General features: G+C 65.2%; 24 protein-coding genes. 8 read left to right on the forward strand and 16 right to left on the reverse strand.

Annotated elements, in window-relative coordinates:
- Window positions 1-747, forward strand: a 747-nt coding sequence (locus P4L93_01335; GenBank protein MDR3685588.1) for a metallophosphoesterase, incomplete at its 5' end; no start/stop codon positions are given.
- Window positions 748-941: 194 nt separating this feature from the next.
- Window positions 942-1,490 (forward strand): phosphohistidine phosphatase SixA, encoded by a 549-nt coding sequence (gene sixA / locus P4L93_01340; protein ID MDR3685589.1) that lies wholly within the window; start codon window positions 942-944, stop codon window positions 1,488-1,490.
- A gap of 31 nt (window positions 1,491-1,521) precedes the next feature.
- Here sixA and pstB read toward each other — a convergent pair whose 3' ends face one another.
- The 7 genes from pstB to P4L93_01375 form a co-directional block, all read right to left on the reverse strand.
- Entirely contained in the window at window positions 1,522-2,376 is an 855-nt protein-coding gene (gene pstB / locus P4L93_01345) for a phosphate ABC transporter ATP-binding protein PstB (GenBank protein MDR3685590.1), read from the reverse strand.
- 48 nt (window positions 2,377-2,424) lie between these two features.
- Window positions 2,425-3,369, reverse strand: coding sequence for a phosphate ABC transporter permease PstA (pstA, locus tag P4L93_01350; GenBank protein ID MDR3685591.1), 945 nt, complete (start codon window positions 3,367-3,369; stop codon window positions 2,425-2,427).
- A 12-nt stretch (window positions 3,370-3,381) separates the two neighbouring features.
- The gene (gene pstC / locus P4L93_01355) at window positions 3,382-4,422 is read right to left on the reverse strand and encodes a phosphate ABC transporter permease subunit PstC (GenBank protein ID MDR3685592.1); all 1,041 of its coding nucleotides are present in this window, start codon (window positions 4,420-4,422) and stop codon (window positions 3,382-3,384) included.
- 136 nt (window positions 4,423-4,558) lie between these two features.
- A complete protein-coding gene (locus tag P4L93_01360) occupies window positions 4,559-5,485 on the reverse strand; it encodes a substrate-binding domain-containing protein (protein ID MDR3685593.1) in 927 nt (308 codons plus the stop codon).
- A 36-nt stretch (window positions 5,486-5,521) separates the two neighbouring features.
- Window positions 5,522-6,319: a hypothetical protein gene (locus P4L93_01365; GenBank protein ID MDR3685594.1), complete on the reverse strand. Its 798-nt coding sequence runs from the start codon at window positions 6,317-6,319 to the stop codon at window positions 5,522-5,524.
- 332 nt (window positions 6,320-6,651) lie between these two features.
- Entirely contained in the window at window positions 6,652-7,491 is an 840-nt protein-coding gene (locus P4L93_01370; GenBank protein ID MDR3685595.1) for a hypothetical protein, read from the reverse strand.
- A gap of 8 nt (window positions 7,492-7,499) precedes the next feature.
- On the reverse strand, window positions 7,500-8,135 hold the full coding sequence (locus P4L93_01375) for a hypothetical protein (GenBank protein MDR3685596.1): 636 nt from the start codon (window positions 8,133-8,135) through the stop codon (window positions 7,500-7,502).
- Between the two features lie 324 nt (window positions 8,136-8,459).
- Here P4L93_01375 and P4L93_01380 point away from each other — a divergent pair, with 324 nt between their 5' ends.
- On the forward strand, window positions 8,460-8,687 hold the full coding sequence (locus P4L93_01380) for a hypothetical protein (protein ID MDR3685597.1): 228 nt from the start codon (window positions 8,460-8,462) through the stop codon (window positions 8,685-8,687).
- A 25-nt stretch (window positions 8,688-8,712) separates the two neighbouring features.
- Here the strand turns inward: P4L93_01380 and P4L93_01385 are convergent, their stop codons facing one another.
- The 3 genes from P4L93_01385 to P4L93_01395 form a co-directional block, all read right to left on the reverse strand.
- On the reverse strand, window positions 8,713-9,546 hold the full coding sequence (locus P4L93_01385) for a methyltransferase domain-containing protein (GenBank protein ID MDR3685598.1): 834 nt from the start codon (window positions 9,544-9,546) through the stop codon (window positions 8,713-8,715).
- A 3-nt stretch (window positions 9,547-9,549) separates the two neighbouring features.
- A complete protein-coding gene (locus P4L93_01390; protein ID MDR3685599.1) occupies window positions 9,550-10,494 on the reverse strand; it encodes an amidohydrolase family protein in 945 nt (314 codons plus the stop codon).
- 116 nt (window positions 10,495-10,610) lie between these two features.
- Entirely contained in the window at window positions 10,611-11,945 is a 1,335-nt protein-coding gene (locus P4L93_01395) for a hemolysin family protein (GenBank protein ID MDR3685600.1), read from the reverse strand.
- Window positions 11,946-12,129: 184 nt separating this feature from the next.
- On the opposite strand from P4L93_01395, the gene P4L93_01400 reads away from it, so the two are divergent.
- Both P4L93_01400 and P4L93_01405 read left to right on the forward strand, forming a co-directional pair.
- On the forward strand, window positions 12,130-14,094 hold the full coding sequence (locus tag P4L93_01400; protein MDR3685601.1) for a hypothetical protein: 1,965 nt from the start codon (window positions 12,130-12,132) through the stop codon (window positions 14,092-14,094).
- Entirely contained in the window at window positions 14,091-15,410 is a 1,320-nt protein-coding gene (locus P4L93_01405; protein ID MDR3685602.1) for an HD domain-containing protein, read from the forward strand. The genes P4L93_01400 and P4L93_01405 overlap by 4 nt, the downstream gene beginning before the upstream one ends.
- Before the next feature lie 45 nt (window positions 15,411-15,455).
- On the opposite strand, the gene P4L93_01410 is transcribed toward P4L93_01405, so the two are convergent.
- Window positions 15,456-15,812, reverse strand: a complete 357-nt coding sequence (locus P4L93_01410) for a hypothetical protein (GenBank protein MDR3685603.1) — start codon at window positions 15,810-15,812, stop codon at window positions 15,456-15,458.
- A gap of 200 nt (window positions 15,813-16,012) precedes the next feature.
- Entirely contained in the window at window positions 16,013-16,714 is a 702-nt protein-coding gene (locus P4L93_01415; protein ID MDR3685604.1) for an FAD-dependent oxidoreductase, read from the reverse strand.
- A gap of 85 nt (window positions 16,715-16,799) precedes the next feature.
- Here P4L93_01415 and P4L93_01420 point away from each other — a divergent pair, with 85 nt between their 5' ends.
- Together P4L93_01420 and P4L93_01425 are read left to right on the forward strand one after the other, a co-directional pair.
- The gene (locus tag P4L93_01420; GenBank protein MDR3685605.1) at window positions 16,800-18,221 is read left to right on the forward strand and encodes a thioredoxin-like domain-containing protein; all 1,422 of its coding nucleotides are present in this window, start codon (window positions 16,800-16,802) and stop codon (window positions 18,219-18,221) included.
- Window positions 18,218-18,928: a molybdopterin-dependent oxidoreductase gene (locus P4L93_01425; protein MDR3685606.1), complete on the forward strand. Its 711-nt coding sequence runs from the start codon at window positions 18,218-18,220 to the stop codon at window positions 18,926-18,928. Before P4L93_01420 ends, P4L93_01425 begins: the two co-directional genes overlap by 4 nt.
- Before the next feature lie 73 nt (window positions 18,929-19,001).
- On the opposite strand, the gene P4L93_01430 is transcribed toward P4L93_01425, so the two are convergent.
- The 3 genes from P4L93_01430 to P4L93_01440 all read right to left on the reverse strand — a co-directional run bounded on the left by P4L93_01430 (window position 19,002) and on the right by P4L93_01440 (window position 21,816).
- Window positions 19,002-20,426 (reverse strand): cell wall-binding repeat-containing protein, encoded by a 1,425-nt coding sequence (locus tag P4L93_01430; GenBank protein ID MDR3685607.1) that lies wholly within the window; start codon window positions 20,424-20,426, stop codon window positions 19,002-19,004.
- Window positions 20,427-20,593: 167 nt separating this feature from the next.
- Window positions 20,594-21,310 (reverse strand): hemolysin III family protein, encoded by a 717-nt coding sequence (locus P4L93_01435; GenBank protein ID MDR3685608.1) that lies wholly within the window; start codon window positions 21,308-21,310, stop codon window positions 20,594-20,596.
- Window positions 21,307-21,816, reverse strand: a complete 510-nt coding sequence (locus tag P4L93_01440; protein ID MDR3685609.1) for a tautomerase family protein — start codon at window positions 21,814-21,816, stop codon at window positions 21,307-21,309. Before P4L93_01440 ends, P4L93_01435 begins: the two co-directional genes overlap by 4 nt.
- Window positions 21,817-21,881: 65 nt before the next feature.
- On the opposite strand from P4L93_01440, the gene P4L93_01445 reads away from it, so the two are divergent.
- Complete coding sequence (locus tag P4L93_01445; protein MDR3685610.1) at window positions 21,882-22,157, forward strand: acylphosphatase; 276 nt, start codon at window positions 21,882-21,884, stop codon at window positions 22,155-22,157.
- A gap of 8 nt (window positions 22,158-22,165) precedes the next feature.
- Here the strand turns inward: P4L93_01445 and P4L93_01450 are convergent, their stop codons facing one another.
- Window positions 22,166-22,687 carry a GNAT family N-acetyltransferase gene (locus tag P4L93_01450; protein ID MDR3685611.1) on the reverse strand — a complete coding sequence of 174 codons (522 nt, stop codon included), beginning with the start codon at window positions 22,685-22,687 and terminating at the stop codon, window positions 22,166-22,168.
- Window positions 22,688-22,741 lie beyond the last annotated feature (54 nt).

The raw sequence follows: 22,741 nt of genomic DNA on the forward strand, positions 1-22,741 counted from the left end.
GCCCAGGAGCTCGACACGTTCGGCTATTACATCTTCACCGTCGACGGCGCCCGCGTGACTGTCGACTTCTACTCCTCCACCATCGGCATGCCGTACGGTTCGCCGGTGGGCAACGAGAGCAAGCTCGTCAACTCGCCCACCAGCGTCCACTTCTACCGTCGTGAGCGCTTCGGCTACAGCCTCAACGGCAAGGAGTTCGTCGTCGCCCAGGGCGCGTCCTACACGTCGGTCCACGACAGCTTCCACGGCACGGTCGCTGCCATCCTGAGCGGCACCAACGGCAGCACGGGCACCGATCGCGCAGCACGTCCGCTGGTCAAGACCGTCGACACCGGCTGGTCGTACCCGGGCAAGAAGGACGACGCGCTGGCCAGCCACGTGCTGACGCTGTGGGGCATGGCCGACAGCCTCTCGCTGTGGGACGAGTCGCTCGGCGCCACGCTGGGCATGCTTCCCAACGCGGACCGCACCGAGCAGGCCGACACCTACACTCTTTCGATCAGCTACGACGACCTCGCTGCGCACGGTCAGCAACTCAGCAACGGGAAGTTCGGCGTAGCCACCCGCGATGCCAACGGCCACTGGGTCAAGGCGGTGTCGAAGAACTTCGGCGGCACGACGCACTTCGTCCTCGGCCCGTGGAACTCGAGCTACGGCCTGGGCACCTACGGCATCGACCAGAGCACCAAGACCGCATGGGCAGTCGTCAACTACGACGGCGACTTCGCGGTTGCCAAGGGCCTCTAGCGGCTGCGCAACCCACCACACGGGCCGCCGCCACAATCGCGGACGTGCTCGATTCGCACGGCGAAGGGGCTCCGGACGTCGGCCGGGGCCCCTTCGCGTGGGTGCCAAGACGGACAGACCGGTGGCTGCAGAGAGAGGGCCCCCCCGTGAGGCGCCGTAGGGACACCCCATGCCGAGACGAGAAGGGTCAAGCGATGATCAAGCGCGTGTACTTCATGCGCCACGGCGACGCCGGCGACAAGCGTGCATGGGAGGGCCCGGATACCGAGCGACCGCTCTCCGAGCTGGGAGTCGCACGAACCGAGGCTGCCGCCCGGCATTTCGTGCAGACTGGATTCCGCCCCAGCAAGATCCTTACGAGCCCGCTCACCCGCGCTCTCCAGACGGCCGAGATCGTCGCCGCCGCACTCGAGGCGTCGAAGCTCGTCCAGATCGACGACGTCCTGGCGCCCGGCTTCGATATCACCGGGTTTCGCCGCATCCTGAAATCCAACGCCGATCAGGACCGGCTGCTTCTCGTCGGACACGACCCCGGGCTTTCGAACGTCATCGAGGCCACCATGGGCGGTGGCTCAATCGTCCTGAAGAAGGGCGGAATCGCGCGTCTGGACATCGACGACCCCGGCGTCCCTACCGGGCATCTGGTGTGGCTGGCGTCGCCTTCGTCTTTCGCAAGCCAAGGCTCGATGCAAGAGAGCGCCTCCGACCCGGCGGCGGCGACCGCAGCGGATTCGGAGGCGTAGGTAGCGCAGTGACTCTGCCGCTCGCGCGGGCCTAGCCAAACGCACCGTTCACGTACTCGGCGCACTCCGGGCTGACCGGCGCCTCGAACACCTGAAGCGCGTCGCCGAACTCGAGCAGGCGTCCCATCAGGAAGAAACCCACCTTGTCCGAGATACGCTTCGCCTGCGCCAAGTTGTGCGTGACGATGACGATCGTGTAGTCGGTCGACAGCTCGAGCAGCAGTTCTTCGATGCTCGCGGTCGAGATCGGGTCGAGCGAGGCGCATGGCTCGTCCAGCATGATCACGGCCGGCTTGACCGCGAGTGCCCGAGCGATACACAGCCTCTGCTGCTGACCGCCAGAGAGCGCCAGCGCCGAGTCCTTAAGGATGTCCTTCACTTCGTCCCACAGGCTGGCGTGCTTCAGAGCCTGCTCGACGATGGCATCCAGTTTGGCGCGGTCGGTCCGACCCTGGTGCTCCCGAACCGCAAGCGCGATGTTGTCGTAGATCGACATCGGGAAGGGGTTGGGCGACTGGAAGACCATGCCCACGGACCGGCGCAGAGCCGTGATGTTCACGTTCTTGCTGCGAATGTCCTGGCCGGCCAGCTTGATGCTTCCCGTCATCCTGAACGACGGTATCTCGTCGTTCATGCGGTTGAGGCAGCGAAGCGCCGTCGACTTCCCGCAGCCAGATGGGCCGATGAAAGCGGTCACACGCCGCTCGGGTATATCGAGCGACACATCGTGCAGGACCTTCTTGTTCCCGTAGGTCGCGTCGAGACCAGCAATCTCGAACACGGCTGGAACGTCGGTGGAGCGGACGCGCGGTGCGGTGGAATTGAGCATCCCCTCCAATGCCGACAGGGTCGTATTTGGGTTCACTGTCATCGGGCTGTCGGTCATCGGTCCGGTCCTTTCGAAGACGTCCGAGGAGTGCTCGTCACTTGGGGACTACCGGCGCGCCATCTTGTTGCGCCGGAAGATCAGGGCTGCTGCGAGGTTGAATATCAGCACGATGCAGATCAGAACGAAGGCGGCGCCGAACGCGGCGACGGGAGAGTTGCCGTCACCGGCCGCCGAGTTGAAGTACGCGTAGGTCGTGAGTGTCGAGCCAGCGCCCTTGAGCACGGGCAGCCAGTTCCCGATCTGCCACCACTTGTCGACGGCCATAGTCATCGATCCGCCGAGGGTCAGCCAGACGATGGCCGTGTCGCCTGCGGCCAGGCCCATTCCAAGCACCACCGCTGTGGCGATGCCCGAGCGCGCGGCGGGGAGCACGACCTTGCTGATCGTGCGCCACTTGGTCATGCCCAGCGCGTAGGCGCCTTGGCGCAGGTTCGCGGGCACGTTGCGGATCGACTCCTCGGTCACCTTGATCACGAAGGGAAGGATGTGGATTCCCATGACGATCGAGGCCACGATGAAGGAGCGGCCAAAAGCCATCTTCCCGCCGGCGGTACCACTCGCCGACAAGAACTTGAAGAAGCTCATGGTGAACACGGCCAAGCCGAACATGCCGAAGACGACGCTGGGAACGCTCGCGAGCGTCTCAAGCCCGATTCGCACGATCCGGGTGATCCACCAGCGCTCGTCCATGTACTCGGAGAGGTAGATCGCGGCACCTATTGCGAGCGGGAGAGCAATCAAAATGCTGAACAGCACCAGGATGGTGGTGCCAACCATGGGTGTTCGAATTCCTCCAGCGTGGTTCTCCAACAAGCTTGCATCCGGGTCCGTGGTGAGGAAGGCCCAGTTGATCGCGTGCCAGCCCTGCCAGAAGAGATAGCCGATGATCCAGAGGCAGACGACCGCGACGATTGCCGACGCGATCCAGCACAGAGCCGTGCCGACGCGCGATCCGAAGGTGTGGCGTCCGCCGTCGTTGATTGCTTCCATGCTCTCCCCCTCCTAGATTGCTCGGTCGCTGGAGATGCCCATGCGACGATTGAATTGAGTGAACGACCAGCGCGCGACAAGACTCAGCGAGATGCTGAACAGCAGCAGAAGCGACGCGAGTCCGAACAGAGCGGCTGCCATGGCCGGGACGTCCATGGCCTCGCCGCCGTTCTCAACGATCGCCGAGGCCATCGTACGTATCGGCTCAAGAAGCATGTACAGCGGTCCGTGCGCGAGTGTGGGCACGAACGCGATGGCCCCACCAATCATGGAGATGGCGATTGCCTCGCCGATTCCGCGAGCTGCCGCCAGCACCAGGCCCGCGACCAGTCCGGGCGCTGCGGCCGGCAGTTGGATCCGCGTAATCGTGCGCCAACGGGTCATGCCAAGCGCAAGTCCGCCGTCGATGTAGGACCGCGGAATAGCACGCAGCGAGTCCGTGGCTACCGTCACGAAGAACGGCAAGATCATGAATCCGAGCACGACGATCGCCGCGAGGAGGCACGACCCATTGACCGGGATCTCCGTCACGACGTCCCCCGAGTTCGCGGGGACGAGATTGTTGGCGATGAAGGGCACAACCACCATCAAGCCAACGAGGCCAAAGACGACGGATGGGATGCCGGCGAGCAGTTGGATGACCGTCTCGAATGGGCTCTTGAGCCACGACGGTGCGAGTTCGGAGAGGAACACGGCGCAGCCAAGTCCCAGCACAAGCGAAAGGACGAGCGCCCCAAGTGTCGAGAAGATAGAGCCGGCGATGAGTTCCAATACGCCAAAGAACGCCTTCCCGCTCCAAGAGTCCTCAAGCTGCTGATCCCAGCCCTTCGACGTGATGAAGCGAAATCCCTCGGAGTGAAACACCGGCCAGGCCTTCTGCAGGACGAAGAAGATGAGCAGCGTGACCACGAGGCCTGAAAAGATCGCGGCGGCGCCCAGCACGTAGGGCATGTACGTGTCGCTCGCTGTACGGCTGACGGACTCCGTGAGGTTGATCTTGGAGGGGATGCCGGGCTCCAAGACGAGGGCTCCGCCATCGGTGTTTGTTGCCATCAAACGCTGCCTTCGAGGTCAGCCCGGAACGTCAAACCGGGCGGTGGGAGTTCACGTATCGCGGGAGTGCCGCCATCGCTGTGAAGGCGACGACGGCACTCCCGCGTGCGATTGATGCGAGAGCTCGGTAACTGACCTAGTGGAGCGGCAGGTAGTGCTGGCCGCTGCAGTAGGCCTGACCGGCGCCCAGGCACCAGTTGATGAAGGTCGCGGCGTTGCCTGCAGGCGCGCCAACCGTTACGTAGTAGAGCGGGCGAACGTAGAGGTACGTGCCGTTGAGCGCCGTCTTCGTCGACGGAACGATCCACTTGCCGGCCAGCGAGGCGGGCGTCGCGTGCTCGACGTAGTCTGAGTCGTAGTAGTTGGCCGGCGCCGGCATGTTCAGCGCGTGGACCGAGGAGTTCACGTAGGCATCGGACAGGTAGCCGATGGCATACATGTCGCCGGCGACCGACGAGCGAACGCTGCCGTTGCTGGCATACGTGCGGGTACGGGCCGACTGCTTGTACTGCGTCGATCCAATCTCACCGATCGAGGTTCCGGAGGTGAGGAACATCTGCTTGAAGTACGTGTAGGTGCCCGACGAGCCGGTGCGGCCGACGAGGTCGATTGCGTGCTTGGGCAGGTGACCGTTGATCTGGCTCCACTTGGTGATCTGGCCACGGAAGATCCTCTGGACCTGCGTCGCGGACAGACGGTAGATGTACTTGGGGTACTTCTTCAGCAGCTTCGGGTTGATGACGATGACGAGCGCGTCACGAGCCACGGGAGTGAAGACAACGGAACTACCGTCCGACGCCTGCTTCATGCGCGAGGACATGCCGATATCAACAGCGCCGCCCTTGACATCGCTGATGCCCTTGCCCGAGCCACCGCCGACGACGGTGATGCCCCAGCCGTTGGAGGCCTTGAAGACCGACGCCCACTTCGAGGCGAGCGGGAAGAGCGTGGTGGAACCAGAGATGTGCAGCGTCGTAGTGGCCAATGCCGGGGTCGCAAACGATGCAACCATGGCAACCGTGGCGACCATCGCGGCGATGCGGATACGTGTTGAACGCATCATGGATGTGTGCCTCCTTCTCAGTTCTTCAGTGAAGAGCTAGTGGGATACCTTGAGTGTCTTGACAGCGGTCTTGGAGGCGACGCCATAGGCGTTGCCGCCGAACTTCGCATACACCTTGTAGGTGCCTTTCTTGGTGCCGAGCTTGAGCTTGGCACTCACGGCGCCGGTCTCGTCGGTCGTGAGCGTGTACGTGCGGTTCTTGGCGCCGGACTTCTTGACGGTGACCACGATGTTGCCGATGCCGCAGTCCGGGGACACCTGGAAGTTGAAGTTGGTGCCCAGGTGCTTGACCGATCCGCTGGTCGAGATTCCGACCGTTGTCGACATGTTCTTCTCGACGGTGACCGTCTCGGTCTCGCTGAAGCTCGGGGCCAGTGTGGAGTTGGCCGTGCCCGAGGAGTCGAGCGCCTTGTACTCGCAGCGGATCTGGTACGGAGACTGAGGGAACGCAACCGTGCCGAGGCCGTCGTTCAGAATCACGCCATCATCGACGCCGATGTTGTAGGTGAAGGGCTGAACGGTGTTGGTGTCCTCGAGCTGGATGTCCTCGAAGTCCTTGAAGTCGGTCCATCCAAAGGGAACGCCCTGTGACGTGAGGGTCGACATGTAGACCTGGAAGTGGAACTTCTCACCGGGGCGCTCGATGCTGTTCATCGTGGCCGGCTGGAGCTCGACCTCATCGCCGTAAGCGCCCGAGAAGCCGTTACCCATCTCGGTGCCGACCTGCAACGCCACCGGCGTATACGGCGCAGGTGTCGCAGCGTGTGCTACCGCAGCTGTCGAAGCCAGCAAGAGCACAACTCCAGCGACAAGTACGGCAACTTTGGAGTTCACGCGCATGGTGCCTCCTTACATCTCTCTTCGTGTCGGTTGCGGACCGAGGTCCTGATTACGACCGACGGGCGGCGTGTGCACGCGCCGTTCCATCGGTCGCCACGATGCTAGAGACCCGGTGGGGATGATTGGTTGCACGCAAGGGAAAAGCGGGTAAACTTCCGCCGCAATTATTGGATAGCGAATGTGACAACTTGCATCAGCAATGTGAAATGCGACAGGCCATGCGACGGGCGAAGCACGTTAAAGGGATCGCCGGTACCGCCCTCGGGCAACGCGATGGCGGGGCGTCGAATCCGCCCCGCCATCGTCGTAGCTCGTTGGACTCGCGGCTATTTGTGCGTGAGTGGCACGAACGACTGGTTCTTGCGGTCGAGCGCAACACCGATAGCGTATCCGTCGCCGAGGGAGTAGATCATGCCTCCGGGGAGGTAGACCATGGTGCCTGCGGGGTACTTCGCTTTGGAAGCCGAGTATCCGACATCGATGATCGGGAAGCCGGCCGTTGCATCGATGCTCGTGTCCTTCTTCAGGCCCTCAAGCGACTTGTTGCTCGGCACGGGTCGGACGAAGCTGAAGGAGTAGCCCATCGCCGAGCCGCCACCCCACGTGCGCGCCAGGGTCTTGTCACGTTTGAGCGACGACCAATCCCAGGCGGTGCCATAGGTGTTCAGCGTCGTCGGCATCCAGTCAACCCACTCGGTGCCCTTGCCCGTCGGCTTCCTAGCCAGCCAGACGATCTCGGGGTTTGGCGTGATGGTGCCAAATTGGCTTACCGCCGCCAGCGCCGTGGCCTCGACGGACTTGATGAAGCGCGTCTTCGCGATGCTCCGATAGAAGTACTGCGGCGCTCCGCTGATCGGGTCGGCCAGCGTCAGACGATCCGGTGTCACACTTTCGATGACGCTGACGTGGTGGGAGCCGGAGCTCTCGATATCGAGTTTATCGCCGTCCACGATGCGGTAGGTGACGGCGTTACCGCCGCCCGGTTGAGCGCGAGGAACCACTAGCACGGAGTCGGTGATGAACTTGTACTCATCGCCGCTTTGGCTGTCGAACCACGTGCCGAGCAGCTTCCCCTGTGGCGAAGACTGCGCCTGCGGCCGCAGGCACCCGGCGAGAACAAGAACGGCTATCACGGCCAACAGGCCAAGCGCTCTACGCAGATTCATCGGCTGGCCTATGGGACCAGGGTCTGGAAATGCGACGTGTCGCTCCAGACCTCGGTGGTCGTGGGGCCCTCGAAGTAGATGCCGGTGTTCGTCACGTGGATACGGTACGAGACGCCGTCGGGGCTCTGGAACTCGAAGCCGCCGCCATCGTGACTAACGGCCGTGAGCCCGGCGCCTGCGGGCCCAGTGGCGCCCACCGAGCCGGCCGGACCAGTCGCTCCGATGGAGCCAGCCGGACCAGTCGCTCCGATGGAACCCTTAGGACCCTGCGGCCCCTCCGGGCCGGTTGCGCCGTCCGCGCCTGCTGCACCATCGGCGCCATTCGCGCCGTCCGCGCCAGCCGCACCGTCGAGGCCGTCGGCCCCGGCCGCGCCTGCCGCCGCACCGGTCGCGGCGGATGCGTCAGTCGTCGCCGAGGCATCGGATGCCGTCAAGTCGGGGCTCCCCATTATCACTTGAAGTCCAGCAGAGCTGATGGTCGCCGAGGGAGCGGCACTCACGTGCGCCGAACCCGACTTGCTCGGCACCTTGGAGCGCGAGTAGAGATATGCTCCAGTGCCAGCTCCGATCGCCAGTACCACGACCAGAACGACGAAGGTTGTCGATCTGAGAAACTTGCCGAAGAGCCCCATGAAATGACTCACCAATCGCTTTCCTTGAATAGCGGGACCAACCGTTTCGGGTCGAACCTACCTCACGAGGCGTGTCTTGGGGCGTCAGTTCTCTAGTGTTTGCATCGAGTTTGCGAGCCTGCAACGCAGCGCATCACAGGCTCGCGTTAGGAGCTTGTGACTTCATTGTCAACTGTCGAAAAGCCCCGTTCCAATGTGACATGGACATGGGCAGACTCCGCAGTAAGGGCGCACCCCCGCCGCGTCCACGCAAGCTAGCTGGTGTCTCGTAGCCGGTCTCGGCAGCGCAGCCGAGCCTCATCGCAGCCGACACATACCGACTCCGAGGAGGCCACGATGGACGACATCTGCAGCTGGTTCGAGGTCATTCGCTCGCTGCTCCCCCAGCGATACGAGATGCGCATCGTCTGGGAGCGCGACGCAATCCTAGTCGCCGATCCCGATCGAGACAGCATGATATGGCTGTCGACGGCGGCGCTGGCCAACCGGACGCCCACCCAAGTCGTTGAGTCGATTCGCGAGACTCTACGCGTCTACCCTCGGCATGGCGCGCGGGTAGCGTAGGGACTGCTGTGGCGCCGCGCGCTTGCTATCGCTTGCGCGCCACGGCAAGCAGACTCTCGTCGGCTGTGGTCAGCTCGTGTCGGTCGTGGCCGCCGAACAGCTCGACACGCTCGAAGCCCGCGGCCTTCAGCTCGGCGGTCAACGTCGCGGCGGTGATGATCGTGTGCGCCGAGCGGTGCGACGCGATCGTCCACTCGCCCGCGTGGTCGCGCACCAGTGTGGCGAAGTCCAAGCCGAGGAACTCGCCGCCCTCGGCTGGGTAGTCGATGACGCGCAGGAAGACGCGCGTGCCTTCGGGCACCTCGCGAATGACGGGCATGATCGCGCGCTGCTTGCTGGCAAGCAGCCGGTCGTGATTGAGCAGGTGAAGCACGAGCGCCCCGCCCGGTCTCAGCGCCGCCGAGAAGTCCGCGAGTGCGTCTCGAAGTCCCGCGACTCCCTTCACGTGCGGCAGCGCGTTCCCAGTGCATGTGAGCGCATCGGCACCCCCGAGCCCAAGCCCGGCCAGGTCGCCGAAGCCGCCACGCAACAGCCTAAGCTCGCCGCTGGCCTGCTCGATGCGCCCCGCTGCGGCTGCGATGTTGGCCTCGGCGGCGGCGAGCATCGCGTCGTCGGGGTCGACGGCGTCGACGGCCATCCCCCAGCACGCGAAGGCGACCGAGTGCCGAGCGCTACCGGCGCCGACATCGATCACGCTCTTGGCGCCTACCTCGTCAAAGATGGCCTTGAAGAACGGCAGCTCGCGGGCGAGCCGCGCGTCCCAGTTCACGAACGTGTCGTAGTCGCTGACCAGCGCGCGGCGCAACTCGCTCGCGACCTGGGCGCCTTCGCTCGCGCGCTCGGGGTTCTCGGCGGACATGAGCTACTCGCTTCCGTCGGGGAACAGCGGCTCGTCGAGGCGGAAGATTCGCGAGGCGTTGCCGCGCAAGATCAGATCGCGGTCTGTGTCCGAGAGACCCATCTCCTCGAGAACTCTCTGCTGCATGAAGCGGATCCAGTGGCGGTACGGCGCCGTGGTTCCCGAGTCCGTGCCGAAGAGCACTCGCTCCGGTCCCAGAGCCATGATCGCGCGCTCGAAGACCTCCGGCAGCGTCATCTTGGGGACGTAGTAGTCCATCCAGTTGTTGGTGCCGCTCGTGTCGACGCACACGTTCTTGCACTGGTAGGCCAGGCGCAGGACGGAGTCCAGCCAGCCGGCGCCGAAGTGGGCGATCACGAACTTCAGCTCGGGGAAGTCGCGCGAGACGGGCGAGAGATCGAGCGGGTCGGCGAAGTTCAGATCGCCGGTAGGATCAACCGTGACGCCGTAGTGAACGATGATGTTGGCGTTCAGCTCGTTGGCCTTCTCGAAGAACGGCCGGCACTTGGGGTCGCTCAACTTGAAGCAGCGGTTGACCGGATAGAGCTTGACGCCCCGGAACCCTGCCGCCATCTCGCGCTCGAGCAGCTCGGGGCTTCGTGGGTCGCGCGGATCGACGTTGCACAGCGCGTGCACGTGGCCATTGGCCTCGCGGATGAAGTCGCGCATGAACTGCGAATCCGGCATGACCGAGACGATGAGCGCCTTGGCGACGTTGGCCGCAGCGAGGCGATCGACGTACCAGGTCGCCATCTCGTCGGCTGGCATGTCGGGCAGGGACTCATTGGCGCGGCGGCCCCACTTGCCCTCTTTGAGCGCCTGCTTGAAGCGCTTGGGGGTCTCGGGGCGCTCGGCCATCTCCTTGAGAAGTGGCAGCGAAAAGAGGTGGACGTGCGTGTCGATCACGTCACCGGGCTTGGTGGGCTTGGCGGCAGCTATTCTCGGCATGAAGTGGCTCCTTGGAGCGGGTGAATGACGTTGGGCTGTGCTTGGGCGCAATGGAATGAGTATAGCCAGACCAGCCCGATTCGATTCGCGTCATCGGACACAAGCCTCACGAGCAGCTAGGCGCTCTCCCCCGCGTCGTCGCCTGCCTCTACTCGCGGCGTCGGTGCCGGCGCCATGACTCGAATGCGCTGAATCCGCCGGCGGCGCATGGCCTGCACGCGGAACTCGTAGCCGCGACGGCTCGTCGACTCGCCGGGGCACGGTATGTGGCCGAGTCGCGCCAGCATCCAACCGGCCACCGTCTCGTACTCGTCGGACTCCTCCACCGGTAGGCCGCGCTCGATGGCTTCCTCGATGGCGAGGCGCCCGTCGAGCACCCACTCACGCTCCGAGATCCTCTGGATGTACTTGTGCTCGCGGTCGAACTCGTCGGCGATCTCGCCAACGATCTCTTCCACGATGTCCTCGAGCGTGACCAGCCCGGCCGTGCCACCGTATTCGTCGACCACGATGGCAATCTGGTTGTGCAGCGTTCGCATCTCGGAGAGCAGCGGCAAGATCCCCTTGGTCTCGGGGACGAAGACCGGCTCGCGCATGTGCTCGGAGATGAGTTCCTCGCCCCCGCCTTTGGACAGCGGACCGACCAAATCCTTGAGCAACGCGATGCCCACGACAGTGTCGTGGTCGCCGTGGTAGATCGGCAGTCTGGAGAAGCCGGTGCCCTGCAGAATCTCGGCAGTGCGCGACACGGTTGCGGTGTCCTCGGCAAGCATCATGTCGACGCGGGGCACCATTACCTCACGCGCCATGGTGTCGCCGAGCTCGAAGATCTCGTGGATCATGCGCTTCTCTTCGTCGAGCAGCGTGCCTTGCTCCGTGACGAGGAGCTTGATCTCCTCCTCCGAGACCCCCGGCCGTCCGCCCGTGCCCTTGATGCCGATGAGGCGCGAGACGGCGTTGGTCGAGACGGTCAGCAGCCAGACGAGGGGGGCGGCGGCGCGCTCGAGCCACAACACCGGGCCGGCGACAGCGATCGCGACGCTTTCGGCGCGCTGGAGCCCAAGGCGCTTGGGGACGAGCTCGCCCAGCACCAAGGTGACGTAGCTGATAACTAGCGTGACCAGCAAGACCGCGAGTCCAGGCGCCACGCGTGCGAGTATCGGATAGCCCAGCGACTTGAGCCACGCCGCGACGGGCACCGCGAGCGAGACGGCACCGGCCGATGCGGCCAGAAAGCCAATGACGGTGATGCCGATCTGGATGGTGGAGAGCAGCCTGGTGGGATCCTCCATCAGCTTTATGGCGGTCCCGGCGCCCTTCGAGCCCTCTTCGGCTCGCTGGCGCAAGAGGGTGCGGCGGGCGCTGATGAGGGCAATCTCTGCGGCCGCGAAGTAGCTTTCGATGCCGATGAGCACCAAGATAAGAACGACTTGAACGCCGACGCTGATCATGGCCCTAGAGTACCAGTAACCGAGCGTGCGAATCGGCAGGCGCGGAGTGCTGAGAGGTAACTACTTCCATTAGGCGCTCAACCACCGGCCCTCGTTGCCCGATAACAGGGAAGCGACACGTTCCCGCTGGTGGTTGCGGTGCGAGACGTGGGTCGCCAAGGAGCAACTTGCAGGGGGTTTCGAAGTGCCTGAGGGCAACGAGAAGAACAACGTAGATCAGGTCTTGCGAGCGCTCGTCTCGGCGAGTCGCTCGCTGCGCCTGTATCCGGCCGCAAGCCCGATCCCGCGCCAGTCGGTGGAGGCGGTTATCGCCGCGCTCGCCAACGTCTTCGAGCGGGGCGTCACGGCACTGCCCGTCTCGGTGGCGCGCGAGGGCTTCTCAAGCGGCGGCGAGTCCGTCGGCGTCGGCATGCCCGGCGGCGTCGAGCTGGCCGACGATCTGCGATCGCACGGCGTCTCGATGATCGAGTTCGAGAGCGCCGTGACCGGCGACGACCTTCTCACGATGCTCGTCACCCTTTCTCGGCACGCCGATGAGGTTCGGGCCGAGGGTGGCTTTAGCGAAGCGCTCGCAGCCGCTGGAGCACACAACATCAACGTCAGCGAGATACTGCTGACCGTCATCGACAGCCCGTCCAGCGAAGGCGAGCTGGGAAGCGGCATCGGCGATGGCGCGGCCGCTGAGCTCGCCGCCGACCCGGATAAGCTGGGAGCCTGGCTCACGAGCGTCGGCGCAGATCCGGGCGCGCTGAAGGGCGGCCTGCTCTCGATTTCAGGCTCGGTGGGCGCCGAGGGGACCGGCGAACTTGCCACGGCGATGTCGTCCGCCTTCCCCGGACAGCCGGTCGAAACCCGCGACGCACTTCTGGGGCTGGCGATGGAGGCCGGCCCGTTCCGCGACCTGATGGGCGAGATGCTTCGTCGCCAATCCGCCGCCGAGGTAGCCAGCTCGATTCTCGGCGGCACCTATGGCCGCAACATGCTCTCGCTTTCGACCGCGCTCACGTCGTTGCCGCTCGAACAGCTCGACGAAGCCGTGCAGGCTCAGATTCACGCGATGCTGCCCGAGCAGGGGCACACCGACAGCGAGTCGAAGTTCCTCGATCACATGATCGATGTCCGCCGCCGCAAGGAGGCTGAGCCCGCGCTTATCTCAGTCGACCACACCTACGCGGCCGTGGTGCAGGCCTCCACCATCAAGGCCAACGACATCGAGACTGCAAGCCGAGCAGTGCAAGCGTCCACCGGCGCTATCGATGCGGCAAGCGTCCGCACGATGTTCACGCTGCTCGATCAGGCGACAGACGCGGAGCACACGCATGCCAGCGCCGAGAGCCTCGTCAAGATGGTCCCGGGTCTCGTGTGCGGCGGCCAGATCGCTCTCGCCGACTACATCCTGGCCCAGCTCGCGGCACGCTCCGACCGCGTCAAGCTCGCAGAGCTCACGCCGGCCGCAGCCACCGCCGAGACGCTCGCCGCCCTCGTAAGCTACGCACTCCTCGACGCCGACAAGCGCGTCGTGGCCGAACGCATCATCCGCGCCCTGGGCGAACCAGCCGCTGCCCCGCTGGTCGCCGCAGCCGTCAACTCCAAGGGCCCCGGGCTGGCGTTTGCCGAGGGGCTGCTCGGCAAACGAATGATCGAGCCGCTCAACGCCGTGGCCTTCCAGGCGCAGTGGTTCCAGCTGTGCGACATCGTCGCGCGACTGGCCGCCGAGGGCGACGCTCGAAGCACCGCAACCGTCGAAGCACTCATGCGTCGCCCCGAGGCGCCCGCGCGCAAGGAGATCGTCTCCGGGCTGACCACAGCGGGCGGACCCACCGCCGGCCGGCTGCTGGCCGAGATGGTGCGCGACCCCAACGAGGAGGTCGCGCTCGCCGCAGCACAGGGACTCGCGAAGGCGCGCATCGCCGGAGCCGGCAGTGTCATATCGGCCCGGCTCTCCGAGCTCGACATCGATCACGCCGACTACGAGCTGGCGCGCGAGTTCATCGGCGTGCTCGCTCGCATCCCGGACCCCGCCGCTGCCGAGACGCTCGACCGCCTGGCCTCGCGCCGCGCGATCATCAAGCGTGGGCACTTCAACGACATCCAGGCTGCAGTAGCCGCTGCGCAACAGCTGCGCGCACGCGAGGCGGTTAGCCGATGACCGCCCACGCCACAGACGTCGTCATCGGACTGGGTAGCGCGCGCAAGGCCGTTCAACTCTATCCGCCGGCGCATCCCGCGTTCGGCGAGGCGATGGACATGCTGATTACGGCCGTCGACGGAGCGACCGCCGAGGGCCCCTTCGTGCTCAACCTGCACCTCGGTCGGCTCTACGACGGAAGCCTCGTCATTCCCGAGGACATCCACGGTATCGACTCGGTCGCCGAGACCTTCGAGTCGCTCGGCATCGAGTCGCTGACGTTCTCACACGGCTTCTCGCAGACCGACGCGCAAGGCCTCATCGAGGTGCTCGCCCTGAAGTCGCGCCCCGGCCTCGACGTGATGGTCGAGCTCACCTCGCGCAACGTTCACGCCGTCACGGTGCAGTTCCTAGCCCGCGGCGACGAAAGCGAAGGCACTCCCCAAGAGCGCACCCGCCGAGAAGACCGCGCGATGCACTCGCGCCTCGTCAACACCGTGCGCAACATGTCCGCGCAGCTCACAGGCGGTGGCGTAGCCGATCTCTCGCAGACCACACCAATCGTAGAGGGCATGCTCGACCGCATGATGGAGGACCAGGCCGCCGTAATCGGAATGGCGACCATCAGGTCGAAAGACGAGCGGGTCTTGTATCACTCGCTGTCCGTGATGATCTACACGCTGGCGCTGGGCCAAGAGCTCAAGCTACCGGACGATGGTCTGCTGAGGCTGGCCACGGCAGCGCTACTGCACGACATCGGCAAGTCGGTTTTCGACGCCGACGACCCGATCCAGGCCGAGGTCAGCATCAAGCTGCATCCGCGTGTAGGTGCCGAGATCCTTCAGCGGCTGGTCTTGGACGACCCCGGACCTATGCTTGTCGCCTTCGAGCATCACATCGCGCCCGACGGGAGCGGCTTTCCCGAGCGCCCCGCCGACTACATCGCACACCCGTACAGCCGCATGGTGGCCGTCGCCGACCGCTACGAGAACCTCACCAACCCGCACACAGGAGTGCCGCCACTCACCCCCGACCGCGCTGTCGTGCGCGTGCTGCAAGAGGCTGGCACGCTCCTCGACCCGTTCTTCGCGCGTGCGTTCGTGGCGGCGCTGGGGGTCTTCCCGATCGGCTGCGTCGTTCGGCTCTCCGACCAGACGGTCGGTGTGGTCTGCCGTCCCGGCGACGATCCCCTCGCGCCCGTGGTCAAGCTCACCTACGACGAACGCGGCATGGAGTTCAGCGAGGGGCCCGAGATAGACCTGGCGCAAGGCTTCGTTCGCATCGTCGAGATCGTTCCCGCCGAGGCGCTCAATCTCGAGGTCAGCGACGCGCTCTAGAGCGCACGCGACAGCGCGCAACCGGCGGGAGGAGGGGCAAGCGCGCTACTCGGCGGATGCACGGCCGATGCTGTGCAGCACCAGCGCGATCAGCGCGAGACGGCGACCGCGATCCTGGCAGGCCTCGACAAACAGCGTGACCTGCTCGCGCAGCTCCGCGGTGGGCTGGTAGCGCACTACTCCGTCTCGGCAGTCCAGAATCTCGCCCTCGCAGAGCGAATCGATCTCCGGCCCGACCTCCTCGGCTCGCCGGCCCAGTCGATCGGCGAGGGCTGAGGCGTCTAGCGCGGTGTCCGGGTTCCTGTGGAAGAACACCAAGATGTCCCACGCCAACAAGGATCTGACATGGCTCTCGACAAACTGTGTGACCGAGGGTCCGAGAACCCCTTCAAGGTCGTACACGGTGCCCGGTGCCCTCCAATTCGAGTCCGTTGTGCATCGCCCACACCGCACTCTATCTGTACGAACGGTGCTGGGGCGTCGTTTCGACCCGCAATTAGATTGTAGCGATTAGCTGCCTGTTTGCCATTCAAACGACACAATCAGCCTCGCATTATCCAACCTGAACATAAGCATAACAGCCAAGCCGTGCTTAGCATACGCTACGTAGGAGATGCAAATCGCTCGATACGCCTGCGCGTCTCATCCACTCCGAGCTGATCGAGAACGTTCTCGATCGCCGAAACCATCACCGGCGGCCCCGTGACGAAGATCTGCCTCCCATCACTCGGGTCGAGATGACGACGCACGACGTCGGCGGTGATGAAGCCGGACTCGCCCGGCCACTCGGGCGTCGGACGCTCGTAGACCACTACGACCCGCACCCCTATGTCCGCCATCGCCCGGAACTCGTCGAGGAACGGCACGCAACTCTCGTCACGGTTTCCGTAGAGCAGCAGCGCGTCTTCGAAGCGCCGTTGATGCGCCGCCGCGTCGCGAAGGAGGCTGCGTATGGGGGTGATGCCTACGCCGCCCGCCAAGAACGCCACGCGCACCGCGTCGGGAGCCACGGCGAGTCGCCCGCCCGGACCGTTGATGTGCACGACGACTCCCGGCTCGAGCGCCGCAAGTGCCTGCTTGTACGCCGAGGGCGAGAGCCGCGTCGTGAGCTCGAGGTAGTCGTCGTCGGGTGCCGAGGAGTGCGAGAACGTGTGAGTGCCGGGGCCCTCGGCGGTTGGGATGCTGAGCGTGAACCACTGGCCGGCCTTGAACGCATAGCCGCTTGGCCGCTCGAATCGAAACGTCACGATGTCAGAACCGCACTGGTCTCGCTTGAGGTACGCGACCTCGTATCCGCCTGACATTCGGAGCCTCTCCGGTGAGTAAGTCGTTGACAGGGAAGATACCCCGTCAGCGGTCCTGTCGGAGGGCGGCGAGGATGGAGTTTGCATGTGTGCATCTTGGCTAGGATCTTTGTCGGCCCCGGAGTTCAAAGAGGGACTCGATTGGATCAACACCGGCGGACGTGACGTGCGTCTGTCCGACCTACGCGGGCGCGTGGTGCTTCTCGACTTCTGGACCTACGGCTGTATCAACTGCCGGCACGTTCAGCCCCGCCTTCGCGAGCTGGAACGCCGCTTCCCCGACACGCTCACCGTAGTTGGCGTTCACGCCGGCAAGTTCACACACGAGCGCATCACCGAGAACCTCGCGCTGGCTTGCGACCGCCAGAACGTGGTCCACGCGGTAGTCAACGACCGACAGTACCGCATCTGGCGCTCGTTCGACGTCTCGGCGTGGCCCACCGTCGCGCTGATAGCCGCCGATGGCGAGCTGCTCGGCTTGCAGCCCGGCGAGTTCCCTCTCGAGCCGATGGCCGACGCGATCAACAGCGCGATCGCTGACGCGGAGAAGCACGGCAAGCTCGTCCGCGGCCCAGACCGGGTCACTATGCGACAGCCTCGTGCCGAGGGCACGCTGCGTTTTCCCGGTCGCGTTCTGGTCGCCGGCGACCGGATGGTGATCGCCGATACCGGCCACGGCCGCGTGCTGGACTGCGCGCTCTCGCGCGACGCGGCAGGCACGCCCGTGGCGCACGTGACCGCCGAGCACACAGGATTCGACGAGCCGCAAGGACTTGCCGTGCTCGGCGGGCGGCTCTACGTTGCCGACCGTGCCGCGCAAGCGGTGTGGCGTCTCGGGCCGGACGACCAGCGGGAGCGGGTGCTGGGTACCGGCGAGCTCGGTGAGGGGTTCTCGGCGGGCGGCTTCGGGCCGAAGGTCGACGTTCGCTCGCCGTGGGGCCTGGCAGCGCTGGAAGACTGGCTCGTGGTGGGCATGGCCGGCTCGCACCAGCTCTGGCGGCTCGACCACGACACCCTTGCCGCTCGACCTTGGGCCGGCACGGGAGGTGAGGAGCTTACCGACGGCACGCTCGGCCGGGCTTTGATCGCGCAGCCAACCGGAGTCTCGGCGCTAGGCACGCGCGTCGCGTTCGCGGACTGCGAGTCCTCGGCGATCCGCGTCGCCGACGAGGCCGTAGGGGTGCGCACCATCGTGGGCAAGGGGCTCTTCACCTTCGGCGACAAGGACGGCGTCGCCGGCGACGTGCAGCTTCAACATGCCGAGGACCTGGCGGCGCACGACGGTGTGCTTGCGGTCGCCGACACGTACAACGACCGGCTCAAGCGCATCAATCCCGTCACGCGTGAGTCTCGGCCATGGGACGGCGAGGCTGGCCAGGCTGGAGCGCTCAGAGAGCCTGCGGGTATCTCCTCCGATGGCACGATGCTCGCGGTGGCAGATACTGGTAACCACCGCGTCGTTCTAGTGGAACCTGATGGCTCTCTGACGGAGGTGCGGCTCGCATGAGGACTCGTCTCGCAACGGCACTCATCATCGCGCTCGTGCTCGGCGCGCTCGGGACTGCGGGGTGTTCGGTGGTGACGCGGCTCATTCCCTCAAGCGCCACGCCCATACCTCCCGCAGCATCACAGCTCACGACCGCGACCAACTTGGGCGCGGTCGAGATCAATAGCTACCGGGGCAAGAAGCTCGACGCGGTGGGAAGCGAGCCCGAGAACTCGATCAAGGGCCCGCAGCACATAGACGTCAAGACGTATCGGCTGGGCGTAAGCGGCCTGGTCAAGACGCCGCTGTCGCTCACATATGGCCAGGTCACCGCGATGCCCGCGTTCCAGAAGGTCACCACGCTGAACTGCGTCGAGGGCTGGTCGGTCACGTATCTGTGGACCGGCGCCAAGATCAAGGACATCCTCGAACAGGCTGGCTACGACCACAACGCCAAGGTGGTCATCTTCAAGTGCTACGACGGCTACACGACATCGCTTCCGCTCGACTTCATCGTGAACCGCAACATCCTGCTCGCGTACAAGATGAACGGCGTGGTCATGCCGCCGGAACGCGGATTCCCCTTCCAGGTGGTCGCCGAGGATCAGCTCGGCTACAAGTGGGCGAAGTGGGTCACCGATATCCAGGTGTCGAACGACACGAACTATCGCGGCTACTGGGAGCAGCGCGGCTACGAGAACAGCGCTACCGTCCCGGGGACGCAGTAGCATCGTCGGAGCCGCCGCGCGTTGTGTGCGTGATAGCAGGCCGGGGCAGCCAGCGACGACCCGTATCCGTGCGCTAGTGGAGCAGCGATTCGATCTGGCTCTTGATGGCATCGCCCACTGCGATGTTGCTGCCGTAGATGTCGCACAGTTGGATGTCGGCGGTGTGCGCTGAGAGCGCGTTGGCAACTTCGGGGGCCAGCGCGGACGACGGAGTCAGCAGGATGACACCGCCGTGCTTGCCGGCGATGGCTCCACCACACAGTGCATCTGGGAAGATGTCTCCTCGGGCGATGCCCACGTACTTCCACGAGAGCGCCCCGGTCAACACTTCGTGCGCCGCGACTTCGACGGCAGTGTCGTAGGGATCGCCGCCCGCCCAAGAGTCGACTGCCCCAATGCGATTCCTGATGCCATTCATCGTGCGCTGCGACATGGCGCCGCCCACCACGACGGCGCTCTTGTAGTGGGCCGCCGAGAGGCGTGCCGCAGTTGTCGGCCACAACTTGTTGGTCGGACTCAGCAAGATCGGCGAGCGCTGCGAGTACGCCAGCGGCGAGATGATCAGTGCGTCGGGGAAGGCGTCGCCGCGCACGATGAAGACGCGGCCGGTGGTTCCCGTGATGGCCTGTATGCGCTTCGAGACCGCAATCGCCGTCTCGAAGCGCGTCTTGCCAGCTAGCCGCTCCGTGCTGATCCCCATCGCACGCAGCTGCTTCTCAGTGTACATGTCGACTGAGGGCGTGCCTCCGCAGATGATCGCATGCCTCGTGCCCAAGCGCCGCAGTTCTGCCTTGGTCTCGGCGGGGACACTCGTGCGATGCAGGAGCAGCACCGGGGCGTCCAGCGCGCCCGCAAGCCCGGAGGCCGTGAGCGCGTCGGGGAACTTCTCGCCGGTCGCAAGCACCACGGTGGGCGCCGAGACGAACTCCGACGCCGAGATGGCGGCAGCGGTTCCGTAGCGGTTCGCGCCCGCAAGCCGGCGCACCACCGCGCCCAGTTGCCGAGGACCGATCACCACTCGAACCGCCACCGAACCCGACGTCACCGGGGCACCCACGTAGGTGGCCTGCGAGGCGCCGGCCGTGCCAGGGGAAGTGCCCGCGTCTGTGGCGTGCGCGTCGGTTCGGGTTACGACCTGCGTGACCGGCCCGGCCAAGCCATCGGGGGCTACGAGCACCGCCGAGAGCAGCTGCTTGCCTTCAGGCACCACCACGTAGCCAAAGCTGCGCTGCCAAGGGCCGGGACCGGCACCGAATCGGTACCAGACCACGCCCTCGCCTTGCGGAACCAGTTGGGCGATCAGCGGAGGCTTGGTCCACGAGTCAGGATTGCCTGCGGCGTCGCGCGGGAGTTCGATGCTTACGCTGGGAAGCGTGCCCGCCGGTTGGGTGGTGCCGGGCGCAGCCGAAGCCGTCAGGGGCAGAGCGAGGGCGCAGCAAAGCAACGACGAAGCGAGCAGCCGTCGATGCGACGCGCCATGTGGTCCCCGGTCTCGCACGATGTTGTGATCCGACTCTCTGTGTCGTGGCAGCGATAGAGCGAGCGTGCCCTCGTCAGAGACGAGAGAGCCTGCTCACAGAGATTCGGCAGGTGAGGGCCTCGGCTTGACCCCCGTCAACGAAGCCACGTGGACGGGCGGTTGATTGCCGAGGACGGGCGGCGGACTCAGGACGGGATGATCACGAAGACGAGCACCGCGATGAAGTGCAGGATGCTCCCTGCGAGCACGAAGAGGTGCCAGATCGCGTGCATGTAGCGAACCTTCTTCAGCACGTAGAAGATCGTTCCAACGGTGTAGCACAGGCCACCGGCCACGAGCAGCCAAAGCCCCGCCGGCGCGATGTTGGCGATGAGCGGCTGGATCGTGACCACAACGAGCCAGCCCATGACGAGGTACACAACCGCCGAGACCCACCGTGGCCGATACGTCCAAAACGCCTCGGTCGAGATTCCGGCGATGGTCAGAGCCCAGACAATCCCGAACAGCCACAGCCCGACGTGGTTGATGGGGCCCAGAGCGGCGTCTCGCAACGTGATGAGACAGAACGGCGTGTAGGTGCCCGCGATGAGCACGTAGATGCCGGCGTGATCGAGGATCTTGAACACGTGCTTCACGCGGGGTTGCGGGAAGCTGTGATAGAGAGTCGAAGCTGTGTACTCGAGCACGAGCGAGATGCCGTAGACGATGCCGGCGCCCAGTGCCCAGCCGTTGCCCGCTTGCGCGGCGAACACGATGAGCATCGTCAGCGCCGAGATCGAGAGTGTCACGCCCAAGCCGTGGATGATGCTGTTCGCGATCTCCTCGCCGAGCGTGTACGCCCGGGCGCGATCCAGCGGCGCCTCGGTGCTTTCGTCCGAGGCTGTTGTCGTGGAGTCGCTCATTCGTGCTCGGCTAGATCGGCGTCGCCCTCGGACGCTGCCGCAGCGTCGGCGGCCGGTGCGGTCTGCATCGCGCTCTCTGTCGGCACGGCCGCGATCGGCGCGAGGAGCTCGACCTCGTCGTCCTCGTCATCCCCGGCGGGCGCGACGGTGCACTGCATCACGCCACCGATTGCGAAGCACTCGGCCGACGGGTCGTTCACGAGAACCGTGATGTCGTGCTGGTGGATCCCTGGCGCCTCGCCGAGGTGAGCGACGATCGCGCCATACATCGCCTGCTTCAGCACCGCGCTGCGACCGGGCAGCATCGAGATCTCGATCACCGTGAGGTGATCGGTCGGCGAGTCGGGAGAGTCGATGTTCTCGGCGGGCGTCTCGACGATGCGCTGCTGGACCCTCTCGTGCGAAACGCCGAGCGATTCGACGATCGCCGAGCGCACGGCGTGCAGGATTTCGCGCTTGTAAGCCGTAGACTTACCTGCCTGGATATCTATGCGGACGATTGGCACGAGCAGCCCCTTTGGTCGGCAACTTTTTTACTATACCCGCTGGTACAACTGAACGGAGCGCACTCATGGCAACTGCGCGTACCCGAGTGATCATCGAAGGAATCGTGCAGGGTGTGTTCTTCCGCGAGTCGACCAGACGCTGCGCCGAGGAGTTCGGCGTGTCCGGCTGGGTACGCAACCTCCCCGACCGCCGCGTTGAGGCTGTCTTCGAGGGCGAGCCCGAAGCCGTCGAGGGTATCGTCGCCTGGACCCACATCGGCCCGGTGCACGCGAGCGTTGAGAAGATCGAGCGCTTCGTCGAGCCTGCCGAGGGCATCGTCGGCTTCGCCGTTCTCGACTAGTTGCCCCGCTACGCGCACCAGTCGCCCAGATCGAGCCGCAGGTAGCGGATCTCAACGTCGGCGTGCGTGTGATCCTCGAAGCGGCCGGTCGATTGAAAGCCGATGCGATCGTACATCGCGTTGGCCGTCGGCGTCTTGGCTGGAATCGTCGACACCAGCGCCTCTACGTAGCCAAGGTTGCATGCGGTGTCGAGCGCGCTGGCGAACAGCGCGTGCCCCAGCCCCGTGCCGCGACATGCTTCGCGCACGAAGAGCCGCTTGATCTCTGCAGCTGCATCGGAGTGACGCTTCACACCCACGCAGCCGCAGATCGCGCCGCTCGCGTCGGCCGCAATCAGCAGCGCGCCACCAGGCGGCGCGAACCCTCCCGGCAACTCTTCGAGCTCCTCGGCGACCGTGGTGTGCTTGACGAAGCCGGACAGCCACTCGGAGTACTCGGCGAAGAGACGGGCGACCTCGGCGAGCGCCTCAGCGTCGTCGGCGGTGACCGGCGTGACGCGATGCGGCGTGGGTTCTGGAATGGTTGTCATCAAGCGCTTTCACCGTCCCTGCGCAAGCGGAGTCCGAGTTGCGGCGGGAGCGAA

Source organism: Coriobacteriia bacterium (genome assembly GCA_031292615.1).
GTDB lineage: Bacteria > Actinomycetota > Coriobacteriia > Anaerosomatales > JAAXUF01 > JARLGT01.